The 20,869-nt window shown below is 47.1% G+C and carries 20 protein-coding genes and 1 riboswitch; of the genes, 8 read left to right on the forward strand and 12 right to left on the reverse strand.

Annotation, left to right across the window (positions count from 1 at the left end; all coding sequences use genetic code 11):
• The first annotated feature begins 125 nt into the window (after window positions 1-125).
• The 6 genes from ACOQOZ_RS15785 (at window position 126) to ACOQOZ_RS15810 (ending at window position 5,530) form a co-directional block, all read left to right on the forward strand.
• Window positions 126-1,349, forward strand: coding sequence for an acyl-CoA dehydrogenase family protein (locus ACOQOZ_RS15785; protein ID WP_420589109.1), 1,224 nt, complete (start codon window positions 126-128; stop codon window positions 1,347-1,349).
• An 88-nt stretch (window positions 1,350-1,437) separates the two neighbouring features.
• Window positions 1,438-2,286 carry an SDR family oxidoreductase gene (locus ACOQOZ_RS15790; protein ID WP_420589110.1) on the forward strand — a complete coding sequence of 283 codons (849 nt, stop codon included), beginning with the start codon at window positions 1,438-1,440 and terminating at the stop codon, window positions 2,284-2,286.
• Window positions 2,283-3,383, forward strand: coding sequence for a phosphotransferase family protein (locus ACOQOZ_RS15795; RefSeq protein WP_420589111.1), 1,101 nt, complete (start codon window positions 2,283-2,285; stop codon window positions 3,381-3,383). Before ACOQOZ_RS15790 ends, ACOQOZ_RS15795 begins: the two co-directional genes overlap by 4 nt.
• Before the next feature lie 3 nt (window positions 3,384-3,386).
• Complete coding sequence (locus ACOQOZ_RS15800; RefSeq protein WP_420589112.1) at window positions 3,387-4,076, forward strand: histidine phosphatase family protein; 690 nt, start codon at window positions 3,387-3,389, stop codon at window positions 4,074-4,076.
• Window positions 4,077-4,105: 29 nt separating this feature from the next.
• Window positions 4,106-4,876, forward strand: a complete 771-nt coding sequence (locus tag ACOQOZ_RS15805) for an SDR family oxidoreductase (RefSeq protein WP_420589113.1) — start codon at window positions 4,106-4,108, stop codon at window positions 4,874-4,876.
• A 150-nt stretch (window positions 4,877-5,026) separates the two neighbouring features.
• Window positions 5,027-5,121: riboswitch (cyclic di-GMP riboswitch) on the forward strand.
• A gap of 118 nt (window positions 5,122-5,239) precedes the next feature.
• A complete protein-coding gene (locus tag ACOQOZ_RS15810; RefSeq protein WP_420589114.1) occupies window positions 5,240-5,530 on the forward strand; it encodes a hypothetical protein in 291 nt (96 codons plus the stop codon).
• Window positions 5,531-5,582: 52 nt separating this feature from the next.
• On the opposite strand, the gene ACOQOZ_RS15815 is transcribed toward ACOQOZ_RS15810, so the two are convergent.
• The 12 genes from ACOQOZ_RS15815 to ACOQOZ_RS15870 all read right to left on the reverse strand — a co-directional run bounded on the left by ACOQOZ_RS15815 (window position 5,583) and on the right by ACOQOZ_RS15870 (window position 19,384).
• Window positions 5,583-7,220, reverse strand: coding sequence for a sulfatase-like hydrolase/transferase (locus ACOQOZ_RS15815; RefSeq protein WP_420589115.1), 1,638 nt, complete (start codon window positions 7,218-7,220; stop codon window positions 5,583-5,585).
• Window positions 7,221-7,302: 82 nt separating this feature from the next.
• Window positions 7,303-8,349, reverse strand: coding sequence for an NTP transferase domain-containing protein (locus tag ACOQOZ_RS15820; protein ID WP_420589116.1), 1,047 nt, complete (start codon window positions 8,347-8,349; stop codon window positions 7,303-7,305).
• Between the two features lie 39 nt (window positions 8,350-8,388).
• A complete protein-coding gene (locus ACOQOZ_RS15825) occupies window positions 8,389-9,222 on the reverse strand; it encodes a phosphotransferase (RefSeq protein ID WP_420589117.1) in 834 nt (277 codons plus the stop codon).
• Between the two features lie 35 nt (window positions 9,223-9,257).
• A complete protein-coding gene (locus ACOQOZ_RS15830) occupies window positions 9,258-10,280 on the reverse strand; it encodes a hypothetical protein (protein ID WP_420589118.1) in 1,023 nt (340 codons plus the stop codon).
• Window positions 10,277-11,506: an O-antigen ligase family protein gene (locus ACOQOZ_RS15835; protein WP_420589119.1), complete on the reverse strand. Its 1,230-nt coding sequence runs from the start codon at window positions 11,504-11,506 to the stop codon at window positions 10,277-10,279. The genes ACOQOZ_RS15830 and ACOQOZ_RS15835 overlap by 4 nt, the downstream gene beginning before the upstream one ends.
• On the reverse strand, window positions 11,506-12,405 hold the full coding sequence (locus ACOQOZ_RS15840) for a glycosyltransferase family 2 protein (protein WP_420589120.1): 900 nt from the start codon (window positions 12,403-12,405) through the stop codon (window positions 11,506-11,508). Before ACOQOZ_RS15840 ends, ACOQOZ_RS15835 begins: the two co-directional genes overlap by 1 nt.
• A 21-nt stretch (window positions 12,406-12,426) precedes the next feature.
• Entirely contained in the window at window positions 12,427-13,449 is a 1,023-nt protein-coding gene (locus tag ACOQOZ_RS15845) for a polysialyltransferase family glycosyltransferase (RefSeq protein WP_420589121.1), read from the reverse strand.
• Window positions 13,449-14,600 carry a hypothetical protein gene (locus tag ACOQOZ_RS15850; RefSeq protein WP_420589122.1) on the reverse strand — a complete coding sequence of 384 codons (1,152 nt, stop codon included), beginning with the start codon at window positions 14,598-14,600 and terminating at the stop codon, window positions 13,449-13,451. Before ACOQOZ_RS15850 ends, ACOQOZ_RS15845 begins: the two co-directional genes overlap by 1 nt.
• Window positions 14,601-14,681: 81 nt before the next feature.
• Window positions 14,682-15,506, reverse strand: a complete 825-nt coding sequence (metF, locus tag ACOQOZ_RS15855) for a methylenetetrahydrofolate reductase [NAD(P)H] (protein WP_420589123.1) — start codon at window positions 15,504-15,506, stop codon at window positions 14,682-14,684.
• A 168-nt stretch (window positions 15,507-15,674) separates the two neighbouring features.
• The gene (ahcY, locus tag ACOQOZ_RS15860; protein WP_420589124.1) at window positions 15,675-17,072 is read right to left on the reverse strand and encodes an adenosylhomocysteinase; all 1,398 of its coding nucleotides are present in this window, start codon (window positions 17,070-17,072) and stop codon (window positions 15,675-15,677) included.
• Window positions 17,073-17,124: 52 nt separating this feature from the next.
• Window positions 17,125-18,336, reverse strand: a complete 1,212-nt coding sequence (gene metK, locus ACOQOZ_RS15865; RefSeq protein WP_420589125.1) for a methionine adenosyltransferase — start codon at window positions 18,334-18,336, stop codon at window positions 17,125-17,127.
• Window positions 18,337-18,397: 61 nt separating this feature from the next.
• The gene (locus ACOQOZ_RS15870) at window positions 18,398-19,384 is read right to left on the reverse strand and encodes an ArsR/SmtB family transcription factor (RefSeq protein WP_420589126.1); all 987 of its coding nucleotides are present in this window, start codon (window positions 19,382-19,384) and stop codon (window positions 18,398-18,400) included.
• Window positions 19,385-19,543: 159 nt separating this feature from the next.
• Between ACOQOZ_RS15870 and ACOQOZ_RS15875 the strand changes: the two genes are divergently transcribed.
• Both ACOQOZ_RS15875 and ACOQOZ_RS15880 read left to right on the forward strand, forming a co-directional pair.
• Complete coding sequence (locus tag ACOQOZ_RS15875; protein WP_420589127.1) at window positions 19,544-19,699, forward strand: hypothetical protein; 156 nt, start codon at window positions 19,544-19,546, stop codon at window positions 19,697-19,699.
• Between the two features lie 107 nt (window positions 19,700-19,806).
• Window positions 19,807-20,856, forward strand: a complete 1,050-nt coding sequence (locus ACOQOZ_RS15880; RefSeq protein WP_420589128.1) for an MBL fold metallo-hydrolase — start codon at window positions 19,807-19,809, stop codon at window positions 20,854-20,856.
• Window positions 20,857-20,869 lie beyond the last annotated feature (13 nt).

Below are 20,869 nucleotides of genomic sequence, written 5' to 3' on the forward strand. Positions count from 1 at the left end.
AATAGGTAAGTGTGCTTACTACTTATTCGTAATACTTATGGTTTGATATTAAAAACATGCACTTCCTTGATGTGTAACCACTCCCTAAACTGGATTTAATTGTTAAAAACCAGCGGAGCTGAGTTATGGATTTCGATCATTCCCCTAAGGCGCAGGAATACATCAAACGCGTCAGCGACTTTATGAAAACCGAGATTGAACCGGTTGAAGAAGATTACCTGCGTGAGCTGCACAGCCTGGATAACAAATGGGTGGTGTTGCCCATTATTGAAGAGCTAAAAGCCAAGGCGAAAGCTGCGGGTTTGTGGAATCTGTTTTTCCCGAATGAAGAGCATGGTGTTGGCCTGAGCAATCTGGAATACGCACCTTTGGCTGAACTGATGGGCCGCTCTTTTATTGCTTCCGAAGTATTTAACTGTAATGCACCAGACACCGGCAATATGGAAGTACTGGAAAAGTACGGTTCGCCGGAGCAACAGGAACAATGGCTAAAGCCATTGATGGCCGGCGAGATTCGTTCTGCCTTCTGTATGACGGAGCCGGGTGTGGCTTCTTCCGATGCTACCAATATGGCAGCAACCGCGGTGGTCGAAGGCGACGAAATCGTACTGAATGGCCGTAAGTGGTGGAGTACTGGTATTGGTCATCCGAACTGTAAAGTCGGTATTTTTATGGGCCTGACCAACCCAGATGCTAACCGTCACCAGCAACACTCGATGGTGTTATTCCCGATGGATGCACCCGGGGTAAAAATCGAACGTATGTTGCCGGTATTTGGTCATTACGATGAACCCTTCGGTCACGGCGAAATCAGTTTCACCAATGTGCGCGTACCGCTGAGTAATGTAATCGCAGGTCCGGGTCGTGGTTTCGAAATTGCCCAGGGTCGTTTAGGGCCGGGCCGGATTCACCACTGCATGCGCATTATTGGCGGTGCGGAAAAAGCACTGGAGCTGATGTGTAAGCGTGCTGTTTCCCGCGTGGCCTTTGGTAAACCTATTGCCAATCTGGGCGGCAACCGCGACATTATTGCTAACGCACGAATGAACATCGAACAGGCTCGTTTGCTGGTACTGAAGGCGGCCTGGAAGATCGACAAAGTGGGAGGCATGGGCGCTATCAGCGATATCTCGCAGATTAAAGTGGTTGCGCCGAATATGGCCCAGGAAATTGCTGATGCCGCGATGCAGATTCACGGTGGTGGCGGTTTATCCGATGACTTCCCTCTGGCAGGTATCTTTATGGCGGCACGCGCAATTCGTCTCGCTGATGGTCCGGACGAGGTGCATCGTGGTCTGGTTGCCAAATTTGAGCTGGCCAAATACCGCCATTTGATGGCGAAGGAATAACGACCTGAAGAGGTATGGCACGAATGGCTCTTAAGGAGCCATTTGTTGTATGGATAAATAATTAAAAGAATTAATACAGAGCAAACCCATGACACAGAAAGTTCTGATTACAGGCGCAGCTTCCGGTTTAGGTCGGGCATTAGCGTTACGTTTTGCCAAAACCGGCGCGCAGATTTGTATTGCCGATATTAATGACGAAGGTTCTCAGGAAACCCTGCAACTGGTGGAAAAAGCCGGTGGCGGCGGCTGGATTTATAATCTCGATGTACGTTCAGAGCAGCAGTGGAACGAACTGCGCTCTGAGGTTGAGCAGCGTTGGCAAGGCATCGATGTTGTTATTAACAACGCTGGTGTTGCGACTGGTGACCGAATCGAAGCCGGTGAATGGAGCTGGTGGGATTGGGTCATCGACATTAATGTTAAAGGGGTAGCTCTGGGTTGCCGGACGTTTACGCCGATGATGAAACAGCAAGGCTCGGGCTACTTTATTAATGTCGCGTCACTGGCGGGGCTGATGAAGGCACCGGCAATGGGTTCCTACAATGTGACCAAAGCGGCAGTGGTCGCTTTATCAGAAACCCTGCATTTTGAATTAAAACCTTATGGCATTGGTACCACGGCTTTATGCCCGGGTTTCTTCCGGACTAATCTTGATAAAGGCATGAAAACCTCTGATCCTCAGATGTATAAATTTGTCGATAAAGTCTTTGAAGCTTCAGAATTGAATGCTGATGATATTGCCGATGCCGCGTTTAAAGCGATGCAAAAAAATCTGGTCATTTGTAATCCTCATCCAACCGGGCGCCGTGCTTATTTCGTTAAAAAATACCTGCCATGGTTATTCCGCATTCAGATGGATAAATTCGCCAAGGCACTCAAGTCTCGTGACCCTAATATAAAAACGCAATTTCAGAAGGACGCTGAGGCAGGGAGATGAGCGAACAATATATCGATAAGCCCAAAGACCTGCGCAGCAGCGACTCTTTTGATGTTGCTGCGGTGCATTATTGGTTAAATGCTCAGGGGCTCGACCTGGGTGAAGACTTACCACAAGTAAAACAATTCTCCGGTGGAGCTTCTAACCTGACCTATCAGCTGAGTTATCCGGCAAAAGAAGGTAAGGGGAAAGATTATATCCTGCGTCGTCCACCGGCCGGTCATAAAGCTGCCAGTGCTCACGATATGAAGCGTGAATACAACGTCATGGCAAGGCTGAAACCGGTTTATCCTTTTGTACCGGAAATGATCGCTTTTTGTGATGACCACAGTGTGATCGATTGCGACTTTTATGTGATGGAACGCCTGGTCGGCATTATCCCTCGGGGTAATTTACCCAAAGGGATGAAACTGGATAAACAACAGGCTCAGGCTCTGTGTACTTCGGTTATCGATAAGTTAATCGACCTGCACCAGGTGGATTATCAGGCCGCGGGCCTGGAAGATTTAGGCAAAGGCCAGGGTTATGTAAAACGTCAGGTCGAAGGCTGGAGCAAACGCTTTGTTCAGTCAAAAACCTGGAATGTTCCCGGCTTTAAAAAGACCATGAAATGGTTGACAGAAAATCAGCCGGATGATGTTAAAACCTGCATTATTCATAACGACTACCGTATGGATAACGTGGTTCTCAACCCTGAAAACCCGGGCGATATTATTGGCGTATTAGATTGGGAAATGGCCACTTTAGGTGACCCGCTGATGGATCTGGGTGGCGCCTTAGCATATTGGGTTCAGGCCGATGATGATTTTTTAATGCGTTCTATTCGTCGCCAGCCCAGCCATTTGGATGGCATGATGACACGCCAACAAATTGTTGATTATTACTGCGAAAAAATGGATCTCGACAGCCGTATGTGGCCTTTCTATGAGGTCTTTGGTCTGTTCCGTTTAGCGGTAATCGTGCAGCAGATTTACTTTCGTTACCATCACAAACAAACCGATAACCCGGCGTTTAAAAATTTCTGGTTATTTGTGCATTACATTAACTGGCGCTGTAAAAAAATTATTCGTGCCAGCAACCTGCCAAAAGCCCGATAAGTTATGGCCAGTATTTATTTAGTCCGTCACGGGCAGGCAGGGTTCGGCAAGCTGAATTACGATCAGTTATCCGATCTTGGCTGGCAGCAAGGTGAGCTGGTGGGCCAGGCATTAACGGCCCGGGGTATCGAAGCAGGCAAGGTGGCGCACGGCGCCATGGTACGTCACCGGGAAACCATGCAGGCCGCACAAAAACACTGGCACAGTTATGGTCCTGTAATCGAAATGCCGGGCTTTAATGAGTTCGATTCTGACGATGTGGTGGCCTGCGCTTTCCCTAAGTTTAAAAACAAAGCCGCTTTTGGTGCCTGGTTATTAGCTCAGAAAAACCGCCGTAAAGCGTTTCAACAGGTATTTGCTGAAGCGGTTGAGCGCTGGACCTCCGGTGAGCATGACGATTATCAGGAGTCCTGGCTGGAATTTACTTCAAGATGTACCCAGGCGCTGGATCAGTTGATAGAACAACTTGATGGTAAAAATGCCGTTGTATTCACCTCAGGCGGCCCGGTAACCGCGATTGCTCAGCAATGTCTGGGACTAAGCAATGAAAAAGCTTTTGATCTGAATTGGACCTTCTGGAATGCCGGAATAAGTCAGGTTTTATATAACAGTGCTGGCAAAAAAAGTCTGGCCAGCTGTAACGAACATCATCATTTAGCCGCTGCGGGTCAGCGTTATCTTACTTATCGCTGATTAGCAGCGCGTTAAACAAGGACAATAAAATGAATCCACAAGAATTATTTAATATTTCCGGTCGTGTTGCTCTGGTTACCGGTGCCAGTCGTGGTATCGGTGAGAGTATTGCGAAGTTATTAGCGTCAGCCGGCGCCCACGTGATTGTTTCCAGCCGCAAAATTGATGGCTGTCAGCGTGTCGCTGATGAGATTACAGAAGCGGGCGGCAGTGCCGAAGCGTTGGCCTGCCACATCGGTGAAATGGAACAGATTGAAGCCTGTTTTAAAACCATTGAAGAACAACATGGCAAGCTGGATATTCTGGTAAATAACGCGGCAGCAAATCCGTATTTCGGCCATGTGTTAGATACCGACCTGGCTGCTTTCCAGAAAACCGCTGATGTAAATATTCGCGGTTATTTCTTTATGTCGACTCTGGGCGGCAAGTTAATGAAGAAAAATGGCGGTGGTAGCATTATTAATGTGGCGTCGGTTAATGGTGTTGTACCGGGCGACTTCCAGGGTATCTATTCCATCACCAAAGCGGCGGTTATTTCTATGACCAAAACCTTTGCTAAGGAATGTGCGCCGTTAGGTATTCGCGTCAATGCACTGCTGCCTGGTTTAACCGACACCAAATTTGCTTCGGCGTTAACCAGCAACGATGCCATCCTGAAGCAGGCTATGATGCATATTCCAATGAAACGTGTTGCCATGCCAGATGAAATGGCGGGTACGGTTCTGTATCTGGCTTCTGATGCGTCTTCTTATACAACAGGGACTACCATTAATGTTGATGGCGGTTACTTGTTAGTTTAAAAAAGTTCTGGTTTAAAACGATAAATCTCTGACGCCCATTTACAAAAAAACAAACTCTGTATCGCTTTGTATCTGGGCTTCTGAGATTCATATCACTAGACTGAATTCAGCAGTTGGGAATACTTCCATTTCTGACTGCGTTCACTGAGTGGTGAATAAAGGCAAACCGGTGCGAAAGCCCGGGACGCAAAGCCTCCGGTCTAAGTCGGGTATTAACTACCCAATACGATAGCGGGGTTGCTGGACCAATCATGATGCTTCTGAAGAAGAGGGCTGGCTGCTCTCCAATCCAGATGTTTTCTGGGCATTTCTGCCCGATTCCAGCTCAATCACCTGTAGTTTTCTCTTTTTGAGGTATTACGGATGTTTGGCAAAATTCAAACAACATTAACGGCTTCCGCTTTCTTGCTGGCAGCTTCATCTGCGACCGCAGGTTTTTCTTCCAATGAAATGAAACTGGCAAAAGCCACTTCGGATGATCTGGAGTGCCACACGTTTGCGATTGAACTCAAGTCTGCTAAACAGCGGGGTGGGTTTAATTACTTTCCCGACGTTGATAAGCACTGCGTCCAGCGCATTATGGTATTCCAACCTGAGATGTTAGAAACGGCTTCGGTAACCCGAAATGGTGGAGGTCGTTACAGTCAGCGTTGATTGCTGGGCGACGTGTCAGCTTCAGAATGAAGCTGACACGAGAGCGCTGTCATTATTTCTTTAATTCGGTATCGTAATTCAGTCGATACACTTTGCGACTTGAATCCGCTTGATAAGCTTTATCTGCCGGGCTTTGTTGCGGATTTAAAGCGTCCGATTCAATCTGCATCAGACTCCCTGCCAGCTGATAGAAGTTATCGAGCATAAACGGCTTTGTACTGTTTTCCTGCAGAGTCAAAACTGTTTCATTAACCGGCTCTGAACTCCACACGATCAGCGGAATCTCGATCATATTGGCAGTGACATTGTCTGGCCCATGGCCTTTAATTTTTGCCGTTCGATAAACTTCTTCACCATGATCTGAAAAGTACGTCAGGCTTTTGTTGCCTTCGCCAGAATCTTTCAGAGCGTCAATAATCTGCGCAACAACGTGATCACTATAGAGTACCGAGTTGTCATAATCGTTAATTGCCTGAACTTCTTTTGATGATGGCTCATCGCGGTAAGTAATGACATTTTCATCGTTGAAATGAATAAACCGATCCGGGTAGCGGTTTTTATATTGGGCGTGGCTTCCCATCATATGAATGAAAATGGCTTTTTTCTCTGCCGGGTCATTCAGAGCTTTTTCAATAACGGGTTGCATGTATTCGTCATAACGAGCGACCTCAACTCCGTTGTAGTCGTTCGAAATATAGTGAGGCACATCGGCCTGGTGTGAAATAGAAGCAATGGTCGCGCGCTGTGGTTGTTGATTGGATATCCACCAGGTTTTGTAACCAGCGAGGTTTGCGATATCGATGACACTCAGGGAGTTCCGGTATTTGTTACCGTCTTCAGACTCTGCCGCGGTCAGCGCAACTCGCAACGAAGCCTGTGTTTGGGCGTGGCTGCTGATTACGTCATCCATCAGAATGAGATTTTCCAGCTTGGCCAGCTCAGGCGTTGATTCCCGGTGATAGCCATAAATCCCCATATGATTACGTGTCAAACTTTCACCGATGATGAAAATATGGGTTTGTGGTTCGGTTGTGGTTACGTTGGCGACAACCTCGGTGTTATTAACCAGCTGCTTGCGTAAATCGACTTCTTTTTCCAGTGAAATAGCACCTCGATAGTAAGAAGGCATGGTTCCCAGCACTCCCGGGATTGTGTCGTGGAATTTACCCATGACGGTGGTGCGATGAGCTACCACAACCATCAGTAATATACCCATGGTGACAATGGTACGGCGCCAGCCTTTGGTAGAGACAGCTTGTGAATAGTTAATAGCAGCTGCGTAGATGAGCCAATGAACCAGATACAGGCTGAACAGTGGCAAAGACGCGTAGGCTGCAAAGAATTCATTTGCTTCGGAAGAATCTGTGTGAACAACTGCTTCAATGGTTGCTGTTGTGAATACGCCACCAAACGTATAGGCGTAACCGATATCAGCCAGACCACCAATCATGAATGGTAAGAGTACGGCAGCCGTTACCCAGCGACGATTTGCCAGGTTGATAAGCAGGGCAGCGATAAATGACCAGCCGATGCGTGAGTTATATTCTCCCTCGCGGACAAAGTCAGAGAAGCTGACTTCGATTAACAGCGGGAAAAGTAATACAGCAAGGGACCAGAATAATGGGTTGGTTGGAATACGACGCATGACGACACAATACAGATTGATGGAGGCTGTATTGTGTCTTGTCATATTGCTGAAATAAAGCCCCGAAACTGAAACAATATATCCACTTTTATCGCAGGTTTATTCAGCTCCGGTTAATCAAGGTCGCTTATCCCAGCAAGTCACTCAAACTTTTACTGTCACGCTCCAGGTTGATTGCGACCGCAGACGGATAAGGGTTGGTTTTCGAGAAATCATTAATAAGTAAACGGCGCGCATGCGGTAAGCCAAACAGGCAGTCGTCCACTTCGAGCCCCATTTCTTTCAAATGGCCTACTGTGTATTCGATTTCACTTTTAGGGCGAGAGGAAGTGAGTACCAGATATAAATGGCCTTGACGCTGCAGTTCAATCAGCTTCTCAAGATTTTCTTCGATAGCCGTTGTTTTCCAGCCCTTATCATTGAACTTACTGCCGTTCTTCAGCAGGACGCCATCAACATCACAGAAAACGGTAACGAACTGGCGGCAATAATGGCGGTATTCGCGCTGAGTGCCCCAGTCTTCGTATTCGCTGGCATTGATGGTGGAAAACTCTTCCCCTTCCAGAATCATCTTGTAGATGATGTGCGAGATATAGACTTCTTCCGAAGAGGTGATGGACTGATAGGTCTTGATAAAGTCTGAGGCAGAAGCAAAGCCGTAACCGCCACAGCAGAACTGATTGCTGATAACATTCTTTTCAACAATGTTTGAAATAATGCCCAGGGAATCAACTTCAACGTAGCTTTTGTTCTTAGCGTCAACCAGGCCAATATCGTTAAGGTTGATGGTGGCGACACAGTTCTTTGGTTCCGGCGTGCAAGTGAAAATATTGTCGCAATCTTTAATAAAGAATGCGCCTTCAACGGCACCTTGCTCCAGTGCTTTGTAGATGGTTTCAGATTGCGATGAGGTGGCTTCGTCCAGTACAACAAAGTCTGCTTCGCGGCCGGTTGCTTTCAGGAAGCTGGCTTGCAGGTTTTCCAAACTGGCATACTTTTCAATATGCTCTTTCAGGCACACAACAACAATTCTGGAGAATACTTCCAGATCCAGACCTTCAATAGCTTTCTCAAGCATAAGCTTGCCATCAGGCATGGTCAGTAACCATTTTGGTCGCATTCCAGGGAAGCGAGAAGATCTGCCCGCCACAGGAAGGATCAGGGTGTAACTCATTTTTTTCTCCTAGCTTTAATTGTCGCTGACGGATTTAGTTTATAGGGAACCAAGTATCTGCTTAATTGCACGGTTAAACCAGTCTATGGTTTTTTGGTCCGAATCGGATATGTATGGAGCGATACGCAATACAGTCATCAGCTTAAAGATGGGCATCTCTCTTTGATAAATACGCTCAAGGATATTCAGATAATCCGGGAATGCGTTCTCACAGAATAGCTGGCTACGTAATCTGAGCGCCGAAGTTTCATTGCGGAAACTCCAACCATAAATCATATCCTGAAAGATTTTTGCTGCATCCTGTAACGGCGTTTCGATGTATGAATCGAGGAAGTCCAGTAGATACAGCTCATGGCTCTGAGTGATGATCATATTGGACAGCGTCAGATCACCATGGCATCGGCCCACGGGAATATTCAGTGTCTCCTGAATATTGCTCTGAATCCAGTTAATCGCGGCGGTCAGGCTTTCACTAATTTCCAGAGGGTGTGGACGCGAGCGAATTTCGTCGATCTTGTCGAGAAAAATACGATTGGATATCTGAATTTCTTTCGAGTTTGCGATGGCATCAATAAAAAAGTTATTGAGAGACAAACGAATATTTTTCGCCAGAGCCTTGTTTCCATGACTGGAAATCTGGGCGCCACTGATACCTTCAATGTATGGCATCTTGGCGATTAACCGATCGGGCTCCTGCCAATAGTTAATCGGAGTTGCCTGGATTTTATACTCGATGGTATCGATGGCAGCAAAGTTTTTTTGTTTCTCCAGCGACCGGACAGTTCGGGGTACATCATCATTGATTGATTTGTATACGAACGTACCTTGCTCTTCCTTTACAACTTCGATCACTGCGCCAGAATGGGAGGACATATTAATTTTCTGATTAATCTCTTCCATATAGGCGCCTAATTATTGTTCCACTCGTCAGGAAAGCTCTCTTTCACGTAAGCACTCAGGCGAGCGTTTCGTTCTTTGCTGACCGCGTGGTTTCTTAATGGAATATCCTGAGGAGCAAGGCCAACGTAATCGTCCCTAAGTAGCCGCAGACCAAAGTCCTCTTCATGAACTTTAATACCACAGTGATCAAGGTAGTCTTTTAACATAACTTCCGGGAAGCAGTTGTCGGAGTAACCGCCTTTCAGGAAGTCAGACGTCAGCCAGTTGTAGATATTGAAATAGTGTGACATGGCAGCCGGAGTACCGATGGCAAATTGATCGCCATAGCCGCCATAGCCATTGTAGTTGCGGTCGATAACAAGAGTGTTGTTTTTAAAAGCGAAGTCTTCAAGATCAAACTGACCAATCCAGAAGTTGTCGTAACGCATACGACAGACGAGATCAAACTGATCTGCCTGGAAACCATGTTCAGAAATTGTATTAAAAGCTTGTTGCACACCATTCCACATCGGAAAAACATTTGGGCTGACGAACGGTATTTTCATACCACTATCAAAATGCTTCAGACCATATTGTTGAATCGCCTGGCGTTCGAATTCAGAGGTATTTGGCGAATCTGATTCACTGAAGAAAAAGTTGCCAAGCGGTTGCAGTAGCGCCGGATCTGTCTGACCACGCCAGGAATGGCAGAAGTAGGTGACTTCATGCCCATAAAAGAAACGCTGCAGAGAATCCAGGCAATGGATCAGACTGCGTGGCTGACCACTCAGACATACAGCAATTTTGAGTTTCTTTTCTGGTGTTCTGATCTGTAACTGATCGAACGTTTTAAGTTTACGCTGCTGTCTGATCGATGGCGACTTCAAACGCTTCGCAGTCTCAGGTGTTCCCAATAACGTGTGGTATTGATCAAACTGCTCTTCACTGATTGAAGAGTTTAATGTCATCACCGCTTTGGCAATAGCCTTTGCAGATCCGAACATCTTCTTCTTTTTAAGCTTATGAAACAACTTACGCTCAACAGTATTCATACCGCTGTCACTCTGGGTTCTTGAGCCTGATTTTGTTGCTCCTTGTACATGGCAACTAACAGGAATGAATGGAGAACAACAAAGTACATAATGGTGAACTTTGTCGTAAAGAAGGTTTCACTCAAGCTGTATATCAGGTACTGCATAAGGGCGATTAAGCCTGCTTTTGCATATATCGAATGCCGATATTTATAGTAGGTTGATGCCAAGCTACCAATCATCAGCAGAAAGATAGACATGCCTAGTAAGCCTCTGCTGGCTAAAATCTCAAAGTATTCATTGTGTGCATGATCAACATAAAAGGAAACGTTGCCTCTTTCTTTCTCCACGATATTCTGCCTAGAGAAACCATCTAGGCCTGCGCCTATAACAGGACTTTCTTGCAAGGCATCAAGTGAAACGGCCCACATTTGAATTCTGACGCTAGTTGATCCGTCAAGAGAAAACCCCTGAGCGAAATGGTTAAATGTGGATGTAACCCGATCCTGCAGCCTATTAGATAGAGAGAAAGTAATTGTTAGGAGAATACCCAAAATAACTACAGAGCGTTTCTGAATTAGTCCAAGTGTGGATAATAGAAATAAAGCGAATGGAATACTAAGCCACCCCCCCCTTGTTAACGACCATAGCGAAGCAGTTGTGGCTGCGCAGAGTGCAATCAGTCCCAGAGTCGTCTTGAATCTTATATTTAACTTATAGCTACGAGACAACACAAATGTGACTATGCCTGTAGTTAGGCATACATTTCCCCAAAATATTGGGTGGGCAGATGAGTCTCCTCTGATAGACATTCCATACGAAAGAAATTCTTTTAAAACAGGGAAAAGGCTGAATAATGTTGCGACTAATGAAAGAAGAAAAAAGCCGCTCAGAGATGGAGATATTTTAGTCAACAGTAATATCGATACAGGAGCTAGCAAATAGAAGCTCAGCCCTCTCATCGTACTGAATGCAACTTCTGACGGTGGATAATGAAAAAACAACAGAAGCGAATAAATAAACATCGCTATACAGGATGTTATAAACAGCTTTTGTCCAAAAGGCACAGTGGGCTGACGGAATAATAATAACCCCGGACTTAATAGTAAGAAAAAGGTTGCCAGAGTTTGACTAGAGCTTTGGTTGCTGTGGTTTAACCAGAACAGCCAAACCAGCATAAACATCATTAATCCAAGATAAGCTTTGGGCAACCACTCGCGACCATTTTTTAATGATTGTGTCAGCATTAGCGTTCTTCCAATGGCTTGTCGACCTGGGTAATACCCAGACGATTTGTTACCTGAATATCACTATCAGATAAGATAAACTTCCGGAACTCTTGCTCCAGCAGCCCTTCATCCAATAATTTCACCCAGCGGCGGTAATGATCACCCATGCGTGCATTGGTCGTTTCCAGCAGGCGTTTACGATTCTGAATATTCGCTTCAAATTGCTGATAGCTACGGATCGGATAGTGATAAACGTGAATATTACTTTCATCGCGTTTGTTGATCAGGCGCCAGCCGTGCTTGGCTCTGTGATTTCCGCCTTTCATTTTGATCAACCCATGCGGGTTAACGATGGTTTTAGGACTGATTTTCACCAGTAACATGGATACTGCCGATTCATTAATCTGGGCGTTGGAGTCGTACATAATCGGGTTTTTAACAACCAGATTGCTATTCATATAGTGATAGCCTGGTTCCAGAGCTTCTTCAGACAGCGCCATATTGTGGCGCTTTACAGTAACTACAGAGTCGTTGGCAGACAGGTGTTGTTTCAGAGAGCCACCACTTTCACTTACCCAGAACTCATCTGCATCATTGCTGATAACCAGATCGGCGTTCATCACCGAGCGTGCGTATTCGGCCAGCTGGGTCATCCATGCGGCTTGCTGATAATTTTGTGCTGGCTGGTCAATAATATGGAGATCAAACTCAGATTTGAGTTTTTCCAGGATTTGGCGAGTGCCATCATCGGAGCCATTATCCATCACGACAAAGCAGTCCACACCCTGGCGAGCATGAAAACGAACATTGTCTTCGATGATATCCGCTTCGTTTTTAACCAAAATGGTCATTGCCAAGCGGAGTTCACCCTTGCGGGTTAACCTGTGCCACCAGTATTGCAGTGGTTTTAATAACATGAACTTGTCCTATCCGCGCTGTCAGACTATCTGAATCTTTAATCGGTGTAACAGGTTGATCCAGGCTTGTGGTGTGTCGTCTGTACAATAAGCGGTTACATCTAACTCTGGTCGTAGCCACTTAGCGGTGAGTAAAGCGGTTGATACGTCTCCCGCTAACTGGCAGTCCTTTTTAAATAATGGCAGCAGCACCTCCAATGGGATGCCGGCCGGTACCTGTGTTGCTGCTTCTGGCAACCCCCAGGCTTTTTTATCCCCATCTTCCGATGTTAATTGCGTGCGGGGATGGTGTTTGAACGCGATTCTACCACCCCGTTCTGCTAACCAATAGGTTAATCTTTGGCGAATAGTGGGGTTGATCACGGATTCGTGTGGCAATAATAGCAGAGCATCCAATGCCTGAAGGTCCTGCTCGTTAACGGCGGCATTGTTGATGGTAATGCGCGCCAGTGATACAAATTCCGGGCGATCCAGATTTTGTGGCAACGCCCGGCACTGCTTATTTTTAAGCCCAGCAAACGCAGCATCCGGGAAGGCTAACACGGTTTGCTGAATCCAGTCTGAACCACCAATGGTTGGTGGTTGTTTCCACCATAAACCGTAGGCGAGCTTTTTTGCCAGGTTGTCGAGCAATCGGTCTTTCAGCCAGTGATTCTTGCCGCCCAGATAACTATAGGTTCCGTCATCCAGATAAACGCCCAGGCTACTGCCGCTTTTGTGCATAGCGTATTGAAATTCAATCCGGCGATCATTGCCGGTATAAATCTGATCAGGGTTAACACTCTGTAGCAGCTGGTCAATATTTGAAAAAGCCTGCTGGCGGATATGACGTTTTTGTTTGCCTTTCGCCTGGTGTGATAACAAGCGGATAGAAGTAAACGGAGATTCCTGCCATGCCATCAGAGCATCCACAAATGGACGTTGCTGTGATGGTTGATCAATTAACCCCAGAATTGCCTGATCCTGTGCCGGTAAATCGAAGGCCACCATGGCAGCAGTGAGCATATTAAATGGCGTAGAGGCTAAGAACAGATGTGTTGCCATTACTTTGCCAGCTCCATTAAACGCTTGCTGCAGGCTTCGATATGATCGGGTTGTGCTTCTTGCCAGCGACCTGGCAATTGATAATGCGTCGACAGGTAATTAAACAGTTGCTGGATATGCTGATGGTTCGGCTGCCAGGTCGGAACTTCCAGCAGAGCTTGTTGCAACGTCTGCTGGCTTTCTGCAACTAAGCTCAATGAAGGATAACTGTAAAAGGCCTGGCCCATGACAATCAGCTTTTTATCCAGCAGTAAAGATTCGATACCAACGGTGGAATTAATGGTCGCTATGGCATCTGCATGTTGAATTAAAACCGGCGTTGCTGTTTGAGTATCAAAGTGCAGCTTGCTGTGATTCTGATAGCTGGCAATAAGCTCGTCGTATTTCTGATCGCATGCAGGATGCGGTTTAAATACGATGTTTGGCATTTTATCGCCCAGCTCCTTTGCAGTGATATCGAATTGCTTCACCAGATCAAACATGTCTTTGATCCAGTGTGAAAACAGCACAACCTGGCTATCGGTATTCACCTGAAATGGCACAAAGACGTAATGTTCGGGCAAATCAATTGGGCGTTCGGTAAATTGCTCTTTTAATGCCGTATTGAGTGGAGTCAGATCGATAGGTGCCAATTGCTCAAATGTATCGAATTCGCGGGAAACGGAGTTACGGAAATTGATGCCCTGCGCATCAATGGTGGTCATGCAGGGCAACAAGCCGTTTTCCATGTAGATAACCTGAATGCCCAGTGATTCGGCGGCACAAATTGCGATGAGCTGGCGATACTTCAAACCATTCCAGATCACCATTGAGCTGGCGTTACTGCGAGCTAATGCCTGGCGATAGATTGAAAACAGTATGCGCGACTCAATATTTTTTATGATGGAAAACAGGCGCCAGTAGGAAGCAGAACGCTCTCTGCCCTTGCGACTGTTTTGCTTTTCTCGAATATGATCGGCAACGATGCTTGTGAGATCTTTAGCTGAGCTACGATGCTGAAAGCCAATCAGGCTGAGGAACCAGCTCAGAGTTTTCCACAAATCTTTATGCCACAGAACTTCTGCATCAACAGAGCTGTTATTCAGCTGTTGGCGGACTTTGTCAAAATACTCTTGATGTAATTGCCGGGCGGCAAAAAATACGATTTTCATGGGTTCCCCTGTGTTGCTCGCATTTTAGCGAAAACACACAGGGGGATGAAGCGGGCAGGATCAAAGAAAGGGTAAGTCCTCTCAGATCAGGTTCTTCCATACGTCCAGACTGGCCTTCGCCTGGTTCATGGTATAGAAATGCAGACCCGGTGCGCCGCCATCAAGAAGCTGTTTACACATATTGGTGATGACTTCCTCACCAAACTTCTTAATGCTGTCGCTGTCGTCACCGTAAGATTCCAGCTGCTTGCGAATCCAGCGAGGAATCTCTGCGCCACAAGAATCGCTGAAACGAGCCAGCTTGCTGTAGTTGGTGATTGGCATAATGCCCGGGATAATCGGGATATCGACACCCATCGCACGCACACGATCAACAAAGTAGAAGTAGCTGTCGGCATTAAAGAAGTACTGAGTAATTGCACTGTCGGCGCCAGCTTTCACTTTACGAACGAAGTTCTGTAAATCCGCTTCAAAGTTATCCGTCTGAGGATGCATCTCAGGGTAGGCTGCAACTTCGAGGGTAAAATGGTCGCCGGTTTCTTCGCGGATAAACTCCACCAGATCGTTGGCGTAACGCAGTTCGCTGGCGGCAAGACCGGCGCCGGATGGCAAGTCACCACGCAGAGTCACGATGCGGTTGATGCCCAGATCTTGATATTGTTGCAGGATTTCACGGATCTCTGCTTTAGTGCCACCAATACAGGCCAGGTGAGGTGCAGCAGCGATGCCACGTTCCTGAATAGCCTTAACGATGGCGTAGGTGCGATCGCGGGTTGAGCCGCCGGCACCATAAGTCACGGAGAAAAACTCCGGATTAAAAGCAGCCAGTTCATCACGAACATTCAGCAGCTTTTCAGTTCCTTCTTCCGTTTTGGTTGGGAAGAATTCAAAACTCAGGGTAGTCATATTTTCCCTCAACTACTTTCTGCGAAGTAGGAAAAATTAAAATCAGGCTCTGATACCAGATAAAGTTCAGACGGACGCTGTGAATACATCCTTGTAAGCTCGAGCGCAGCATCCCTGCTGCGCACGCCATCGTTTACTTCATCTGATATCCGCCTAGCGGACAAATGCTTAGTATTTGTATGCTTCTGGCTTGTAAGGACCATCTACATCAACCGCGATATAGTCGGCTTGTTCCTGAGTCAGCTTGGTGATCACACCGCCGAAGCCTTCAACCATATCTTTGGCCACTTCTTCGTCCAGCTTCTTCGGCAGAACCTTAACGTAGATGCCTTCTTTTTTCTCAGCTTCGCTCAGGTCAGCAAATTTCGCTTCGTACAGGTAGATCTGAGCCAGTACCTGGTTGGCGAAAGAGCCATCCATAATACGGCTTGGGTGACCGGTTGCGTTACCCAGGTTCACCAGACGACCTTCAGACAGTAGGATCAGGTGATCATTGGTGTCTTTGTCACGGATTACTTTATGAACCTGTGGCTTAACTTCGTCCCACTCCCAGTTATCACGCATGTAAGCAGTGTCGATTTCGTTATCGAAGTGACCGATGTTACAAACAACCGCGCCGCTTTTCAGAGCTTGCAGCATGTTCTTATCACACACGTTAACGTTCCCCGTGGTGGTTACGATCAGGTCGGTAGTACCCAGCAGGGTTTTGTTAACACCGTCCAGTTCTCCGGTGTTTACACCATCGATGTATGGAGAAACAACTTCGAAACCGTCCATGCAGGCTTGCATCGCACAAATCGGATCCACTTCGGTCACTTTAACAATCATGCCTTCCTGACGCAGAGAAGCAGCAGAGCCTTTACCTACGTCGCCGTAGCCGATAACCAGTGCTTTTTTACCGGACAGTAGATGGTCGGTACCACGTTTGATCGCATCATTCAGAGAGTGACGACAGCCGTATTTGTTGTCGTTCTTAGACTTGGTTACCGCATCGTTTACGTTGATGGCAGGTACTTTCAGCTCGCCTTTGTTCAGCATGTCTAACAGACGGTGAACACCGGTAGTGGTCTCTTCAGAAATACCGTGAATGCTGTCCAGCATTTGCGGGAAGTCGTTGTGAACCATTTCAGTAAGGTCGCCACCGTCGTCCAGAATGATGTTTGCATCCCAAACCTGATCGCCGTCTTTTTCAGACAGAATGGTTTGCTTAATACACCACAGGAACTCTTCTTCGGTTTCACCTTTCCAGGCGAAAACCGGGATGCCAGCAGCAGCTATAGCTGCAGCAGCGTGATCCTGAGTTGAGAAGATGTTGCAGGAAGACCAGCGAACGTCAGCGCCCAGATCCACCAGAGTCTCAATCAGAACGGCAGTCTGAATGGTCATGTGGATACAACCCATGATCTTGGCATCTTTCAGTGGCTGGCTGGCTTTGTACTTACGACGCAGCGCCATCAGTGCTGGCATTTCGCCTTCGGCGATTTCAATTTCTTTACGGCCCCAGGCCGCGTCTTTAGCAAATTGCTCAGCGTCCTGAGCGGCAACTTTATAATCGGTAAAAGACATATTCTTTCCCTTGTACTCTGTGCTTTTAAATTTGTTTTAGAATTCTTAACGCTTAAACGTCAGCGGCTGCTTTTAATGCATCCACTTTGTCAGTACGTTCCCAGGTGAAAGCAGTGAAGGTTTTGCTCTTCTTCTCACCCTGATCTTCGTATTCGTAGGTGTACTCAAATGGCTCACGACCAAAGTGACCATAAGCAGCGGTTAGCTGATACATAGGGTTCAGCAGTTCCAGCTGGTTCTGAATGGCGTATGGACGCAGGTCGAATACTTGGCGAATCACTTTCGCCAGCTCGATGTCCGAAATTTTACCGGTACCGAACGTATTCACAGAGATCGACGTTGGTTCAGCAACACCAATGGCGTAAGAAACCTGGATTTCACATTTGTCAGCCAGTTCAGCAGCCACAATGTTTTTCGCCACATAACGACCAATATAAGCGGCAGAGCGGTCAACTTTGGATGGATCTTTACCCGAGAAAGCACCACCACCATGACGTGCCATACCACCGTAGGTATCAACAATAATCTTACGACCAGTCAGACCAGCATCACCTACCGGGCCACCAATTACGAAGTTGCCGGTTGGGTTGATGTGGTACAGAGTATCTTCGTGCAGCCACTCAGCCGGTAATACCGCTTTAATGATGTGCTCTAACACCGCTTCACGCAGGTCTTCCAGAGAAATTTCCGGATCGTGTTGGGTGGACAGAACCACTGCGTCTACTTTCGGGCTGTCGCCTTCCCAGTTAATGGTTACCTGAGATTTTGCATCCGGACGCAACCACGGCAGAGTGCCGTTAGTTCGCAGTTCTGACTGACGCTCTACCAGGCGGTGCGCGTAATAAACCGGCGCAGGCATCAGAGTTTCGGTTTCGTTAGTGGCGTAACCGAACATCAGACCCTGGTCGCCTGCTCCCTGATCTTCAGGCTTGGCGCGGTCAACACCCTGGTTGATATCCACAGATTGCTTACCAATACCGTTTAATACCGCACAGGTCGCGCCGTCAAAACCCACGTCGGAGCTGTTGTAACCAATGCCGGTAATCACATCACGCACGATGTCTTCCAGGTCGACGTAGCAGGAAGTGGTTACTTCACCGGCAACCACGGCCATACCGGTTTTAACCAGCGTTTCTACTGCAACACGGGCGTATGGGTCGCGGGCAATAATGGCATCCAGCACGGCATCAGAAATCTGGTCCGCGACTTTATCCGGGTGGCCTTCTGATACGGACTCAGAAGTAAAAATAGAATATTCACTCATGCTTTTTAGGCTCCGTTTTTTAAATCGTATTTGGGTTGTTCGTTACTGTTGAACTGCATCACTACGGTTTGTGAAACAAGCGGAACTGGATCTGAAACCCGTTCCGCAACCCGAGAAATTGACTAGGGCCTTCGGTTAAACCCGCTTCCCTGGCCCAAGCGGTTAAATCTGCCGGGTCAAATCCCAGCCATAGGTCACCACAGGATTCCCGTGCCCAGGTTTGTTCGTGGGGGCACAAATCTGTGATTAACAAGCTGCCGTTTTTGGCTAACGAGCCAGCAACTTGCTCAAATATCGTTTTAGGTGCCGGTACGTGGTGTAACACCATATTGGCGACGGCAAAATGGTAACGACCTTGCTCGTCATTCAGTACTGTCGCGTCACCCAGTTTGCACTGCACGTTCACCAGTGATTGTTGATCAACCACTTGTTGCGTTAATGCCAGCATATCCGGCGAGATATCCAGCGCGGTCACTTGCTCAAACGTAGCTGCCAACGCCGGGATAAACGCACCTTCGCCCGGACCTATTTCCAGCGCCTGGCGGTGATCACTTTGTTCACCCGATACAGAGTTAAGCAACTCATCCAGCGCCACGCCATATTGATCATGGGAGGCGATTAGATCTTGCTGCTCTTTAAAGTCTTCTGCATGGCGGGCAAAAAACTCGGCGCAGGCCTGGGCGCGTTCCTGCAATACCTCGGTTACTGCAGCCTGAATCTGAGTCTGGGATTCATCTTCACTGTTATCAATGGCAGTGAAGGTTGCGTTCAACCACAGGTCGAACGGCTCGTTGCCCTGAACCAACGGGCGGCGATAAAAAATACTGTTGCCTTCGCGCTGGGTGCTGGCTAAGCCCGCCTGGGCCAGGATTTTCAGGTGATGGCTCATGCTCGACTGTTTGATATCAAACACCCGGCACAACTCCAAAACCCCAAAAGCACCTTGCCCCAGCAATTTCAGAATACTCATACGCAACGGATCACCGGCTGCTTTGCAGGCTTTGGCGAGATTTTGTTGCGATAGCGGAGTACTCAGAGATTGCGTCATGCTGCGCAGTGTAGAGGTGTTCTTTATCTATATCAAATTATTTCGATATAGATTTGTAAGTGATCAGTAGCTAGCTATCAGGGTGTTAGAATTAATTAATTTCAACAATCAAAGGTGCAGAGCTAGATTAATAATCGTAATCACATAGGAGACAACACCATGAAATCCGTTCAGGCTTATATCAACGCCCAGGCAGCAGCACGTAATTACCAGCAAACAGAGCAGTTGGAGAAAACAAAAGCGGTACGGGCGCAATGTGGCGAATGTAACTACGATAACGACTACTATGGCGATCAGGTGTGTATGGCTGAATAAAGCTCAGTAAAGACCATTGTTCTGATCCACAGCCCGTGCAACAGTACGGGCTGTTTTTTTGTGAGGATAAGTGTGTGCGCAGGATAGTTGCAGGATGTTTGATGCTAATGGCTGCTTCAGGGTGCAGTGCCAATCAGCAAGCCGAAATACCGGATCAGCTGAAAGCTGAAAAACCAGCCCATCACGGTGATGGCACCTTCCGCAATTTATATTTGCCAGACAATTATCAACCCAGCACCCTGGCATTTTTACAGGCTCGCTTTTTTGGCGATCAGAAATGGCCGGATGAACCCCATGGCTATAAAAAATACTGGCAACAGACGCCACCAGAGAGCGTTAATCAACCTGGCGAAGAGCCACGTGCTACCTTAATTGGCCACTCGACGGTGTTATTACAATATCAGGGCGTGAATATTCTTACCGATCCGATTTTTTCGGATCGTGCTTCGCCGTTTTCTTTTGCTGGGCCTAAACGTTACACCCAGACTTCTCTTGCCATCGAAGATCTTCCTCCGATTGATGCCGTGGTCATTTCACACAATCATTATGATCACCTGGATGTCGCTACTGTAAAAGCACTGGGGAATAAAACCCACTGGCTGGTACCGCTGGGATTAAAAGACTGGTTCGCACAATTTGATGTTACCAACGTCACCGAGCTGGACTGGTGGCAAAGTCATACGATTAACGGTGTAGAAATTCAGGCGCTGCCGAGTCAGCATTGGTCGAAGCGCGGTTTATTCGATACCAACAAAAGTTTATGGGCTTCCTGGGCATTTAAATGGGATGATTTCACTGCCTGGTTTGGTGGTGACACCGGTTATAACGACGTGCAGTTTAAAGAAATTGGTGAGGCGTTGGGTAACGTTGATTTAGCTATGATTCCCATTGGTGCGTATGAGCCGCGTTGGTTTATGAAGTACCATCACGTAAACCCGGATGATGCCGTTAAAATCTTTAAAGATATTAATGCCCAATCTGCTTTTGGTATTCATTGGAATACCTTTGTTTTAACGGCGGAAGCAGTTGATGAGCCACCACGAGCGCTGGCGGCTGCATTACAATTTAATCAGATTAATCCACAGCGGTTTCAGGCGATGAATATTGGTGCCAGCTGGGTTGCAGAGCAACCGCCTGAAACTGTGGCACAGCAATAATAAAAACGAGGGA

Source organism: Bacterioplanoides sp., assembly GCF_965219715.1.
Lineage (GTDB): Bacteria > Pseudomonadota > Gammaproteobacteria > Pseudomonadales > Oceanobacteraceae > Bacterioplanoides.

Coding starts and splice junctions, on each gene's coding strand:
- ACOQOZ_RS15815 (WP_420589115.1), bottom strand. CDS start 7,220: ATGACAAGACACAATACAGCCTCCATCAATCTGTATTGTGTCGTCATG.
- ACOQOZ_RS15850 (WP_420589122.1), bottom strand. CDS start 14,600: ATGAAAATCGTATTTTTTGCCGCCCGGCAATTACATCAAGAGTATTTT.
- ACOQOZ_RS15805 (WP_420589113.1), top strand. CDS start 4,106: ATGAATCCACAAGAATTATTTAATATTTCCGGTCGTGTTGCTCTGGTT.
- ACOQOZ_RS15825 (WP_420589117.1), bottom strand. CDS start 9,222: ATGTCCTCCCATTCTGGCGCAGTGATCGAAGTTGTAAAGGAAGAGCAA.
- ACOQOZ_RS15790 (WP_420589110.1), top strand. CDS start 1,438: ATGACACAGAAAGTTCTGATTACAGGCGCAGCTTCCGGTTTAGGTCGG.
- ACOQOZ_RS15820 (WP_420589116.1), bottom strand. CDS start 8,349: ATGAGTTACACCCTGATCCTTCCTGTGGCGGGCAGATCTTCTCGCTTC.
- ACOQOZ_RS15880 (WP_420589128.1), top strand. CDS start 19,807: ATGGCTGCTTCAGGGTGCAGTGCCAATCAGCAAGCCGAAATACCGGAT.
- ACOQOZ_RS15845 (WP_420589121.1), bottom strand. CDS start 13,449: ATGGCAACACATCTGTTCTTAGCCTCTACGCCATTTAATATGCTCACT.
- ACOQOZ_RS15800 (WP_420589112.1), top strand. CDS start 3,387: ATGGCCAGTATTTATTTAGTCCGTCACGGGCAGGCAGGGTTCGGCAAG.
- ACOQOZ_RS15835 (WP_420589119.1), bottom strand. CDS start 11,506: ATGCTGACACAATCATTAAAAAATGGTCGCGAGTGGTTGCCCAAAGCT.
- ACOQOZ_RS15795 (WP_420589111.1), top strand. CDS start 2,283: ATGAGCGAACAATATATCGATAAGCCCAAAGACCTGCGCAGCAGCGAC.
- metF (WP_420589123.1), bottom strand. CDS start 15,506: ATGACTACCCTGAGTTTTGAATTCTTCCCAACCAAAACGGAAGAAGGA.
- ACOQOZ_RS15810 (WP_420589114.1), top strand. CDS start 5,240: ATGTTTGGCAAAATTCAAACAACATTAACGGCTTCCGCTTTCTTGCTG.
- ACOQOZ_RS15870 (WP_420589126.1), bottom strand. CDS start 19,384: ATGACGCAATCTCTGAGTACTCCGCTATCGCAACAAAATCTCGCCAAA.
- ahcY (WP_420589124.1), bottom strand. CDS start 17,072: ATGTCTTTTACCGATTATAAAGTTGCCGCTCAGGACGCTGAGCAATTT.
- ACOQOZ_RS15830 (WP_420589118.1), bottom strand. CDS start 10,280: ATGAATACTGTTGAGCGTAAGTTGTTTCATAAGCTTAAAAAGAAGAAG.
- ACOQOZ_RS15875 (WP_420589127.1), top strand. CDS start 19,544: ATGAAATCCGTTCAGGCTTATATCAACGCCCAGGCAGCAGCACGTAAT.
- ACOQOZ_RS15785 (WP_420589109.1), top strand. CDS start 126: ATGGATTTCGATCATTCCCCTAAGGCGCAGGAATACATCAAACGCGTC.
- metK (WP_420589125.1), bottom strand. CDS start 18,336: ATGAGTGAATATTCTATTTTTACTTCTGAGTCCGTATCAGAAGGCCAC.
- ACOQOZ_RS15840 (WP_420589120.1), bottom strand. CDS start 12,405: ATGTTATTAAAACCACTGCAATACTGGTGGCACAGGTTAACCCGCAAG.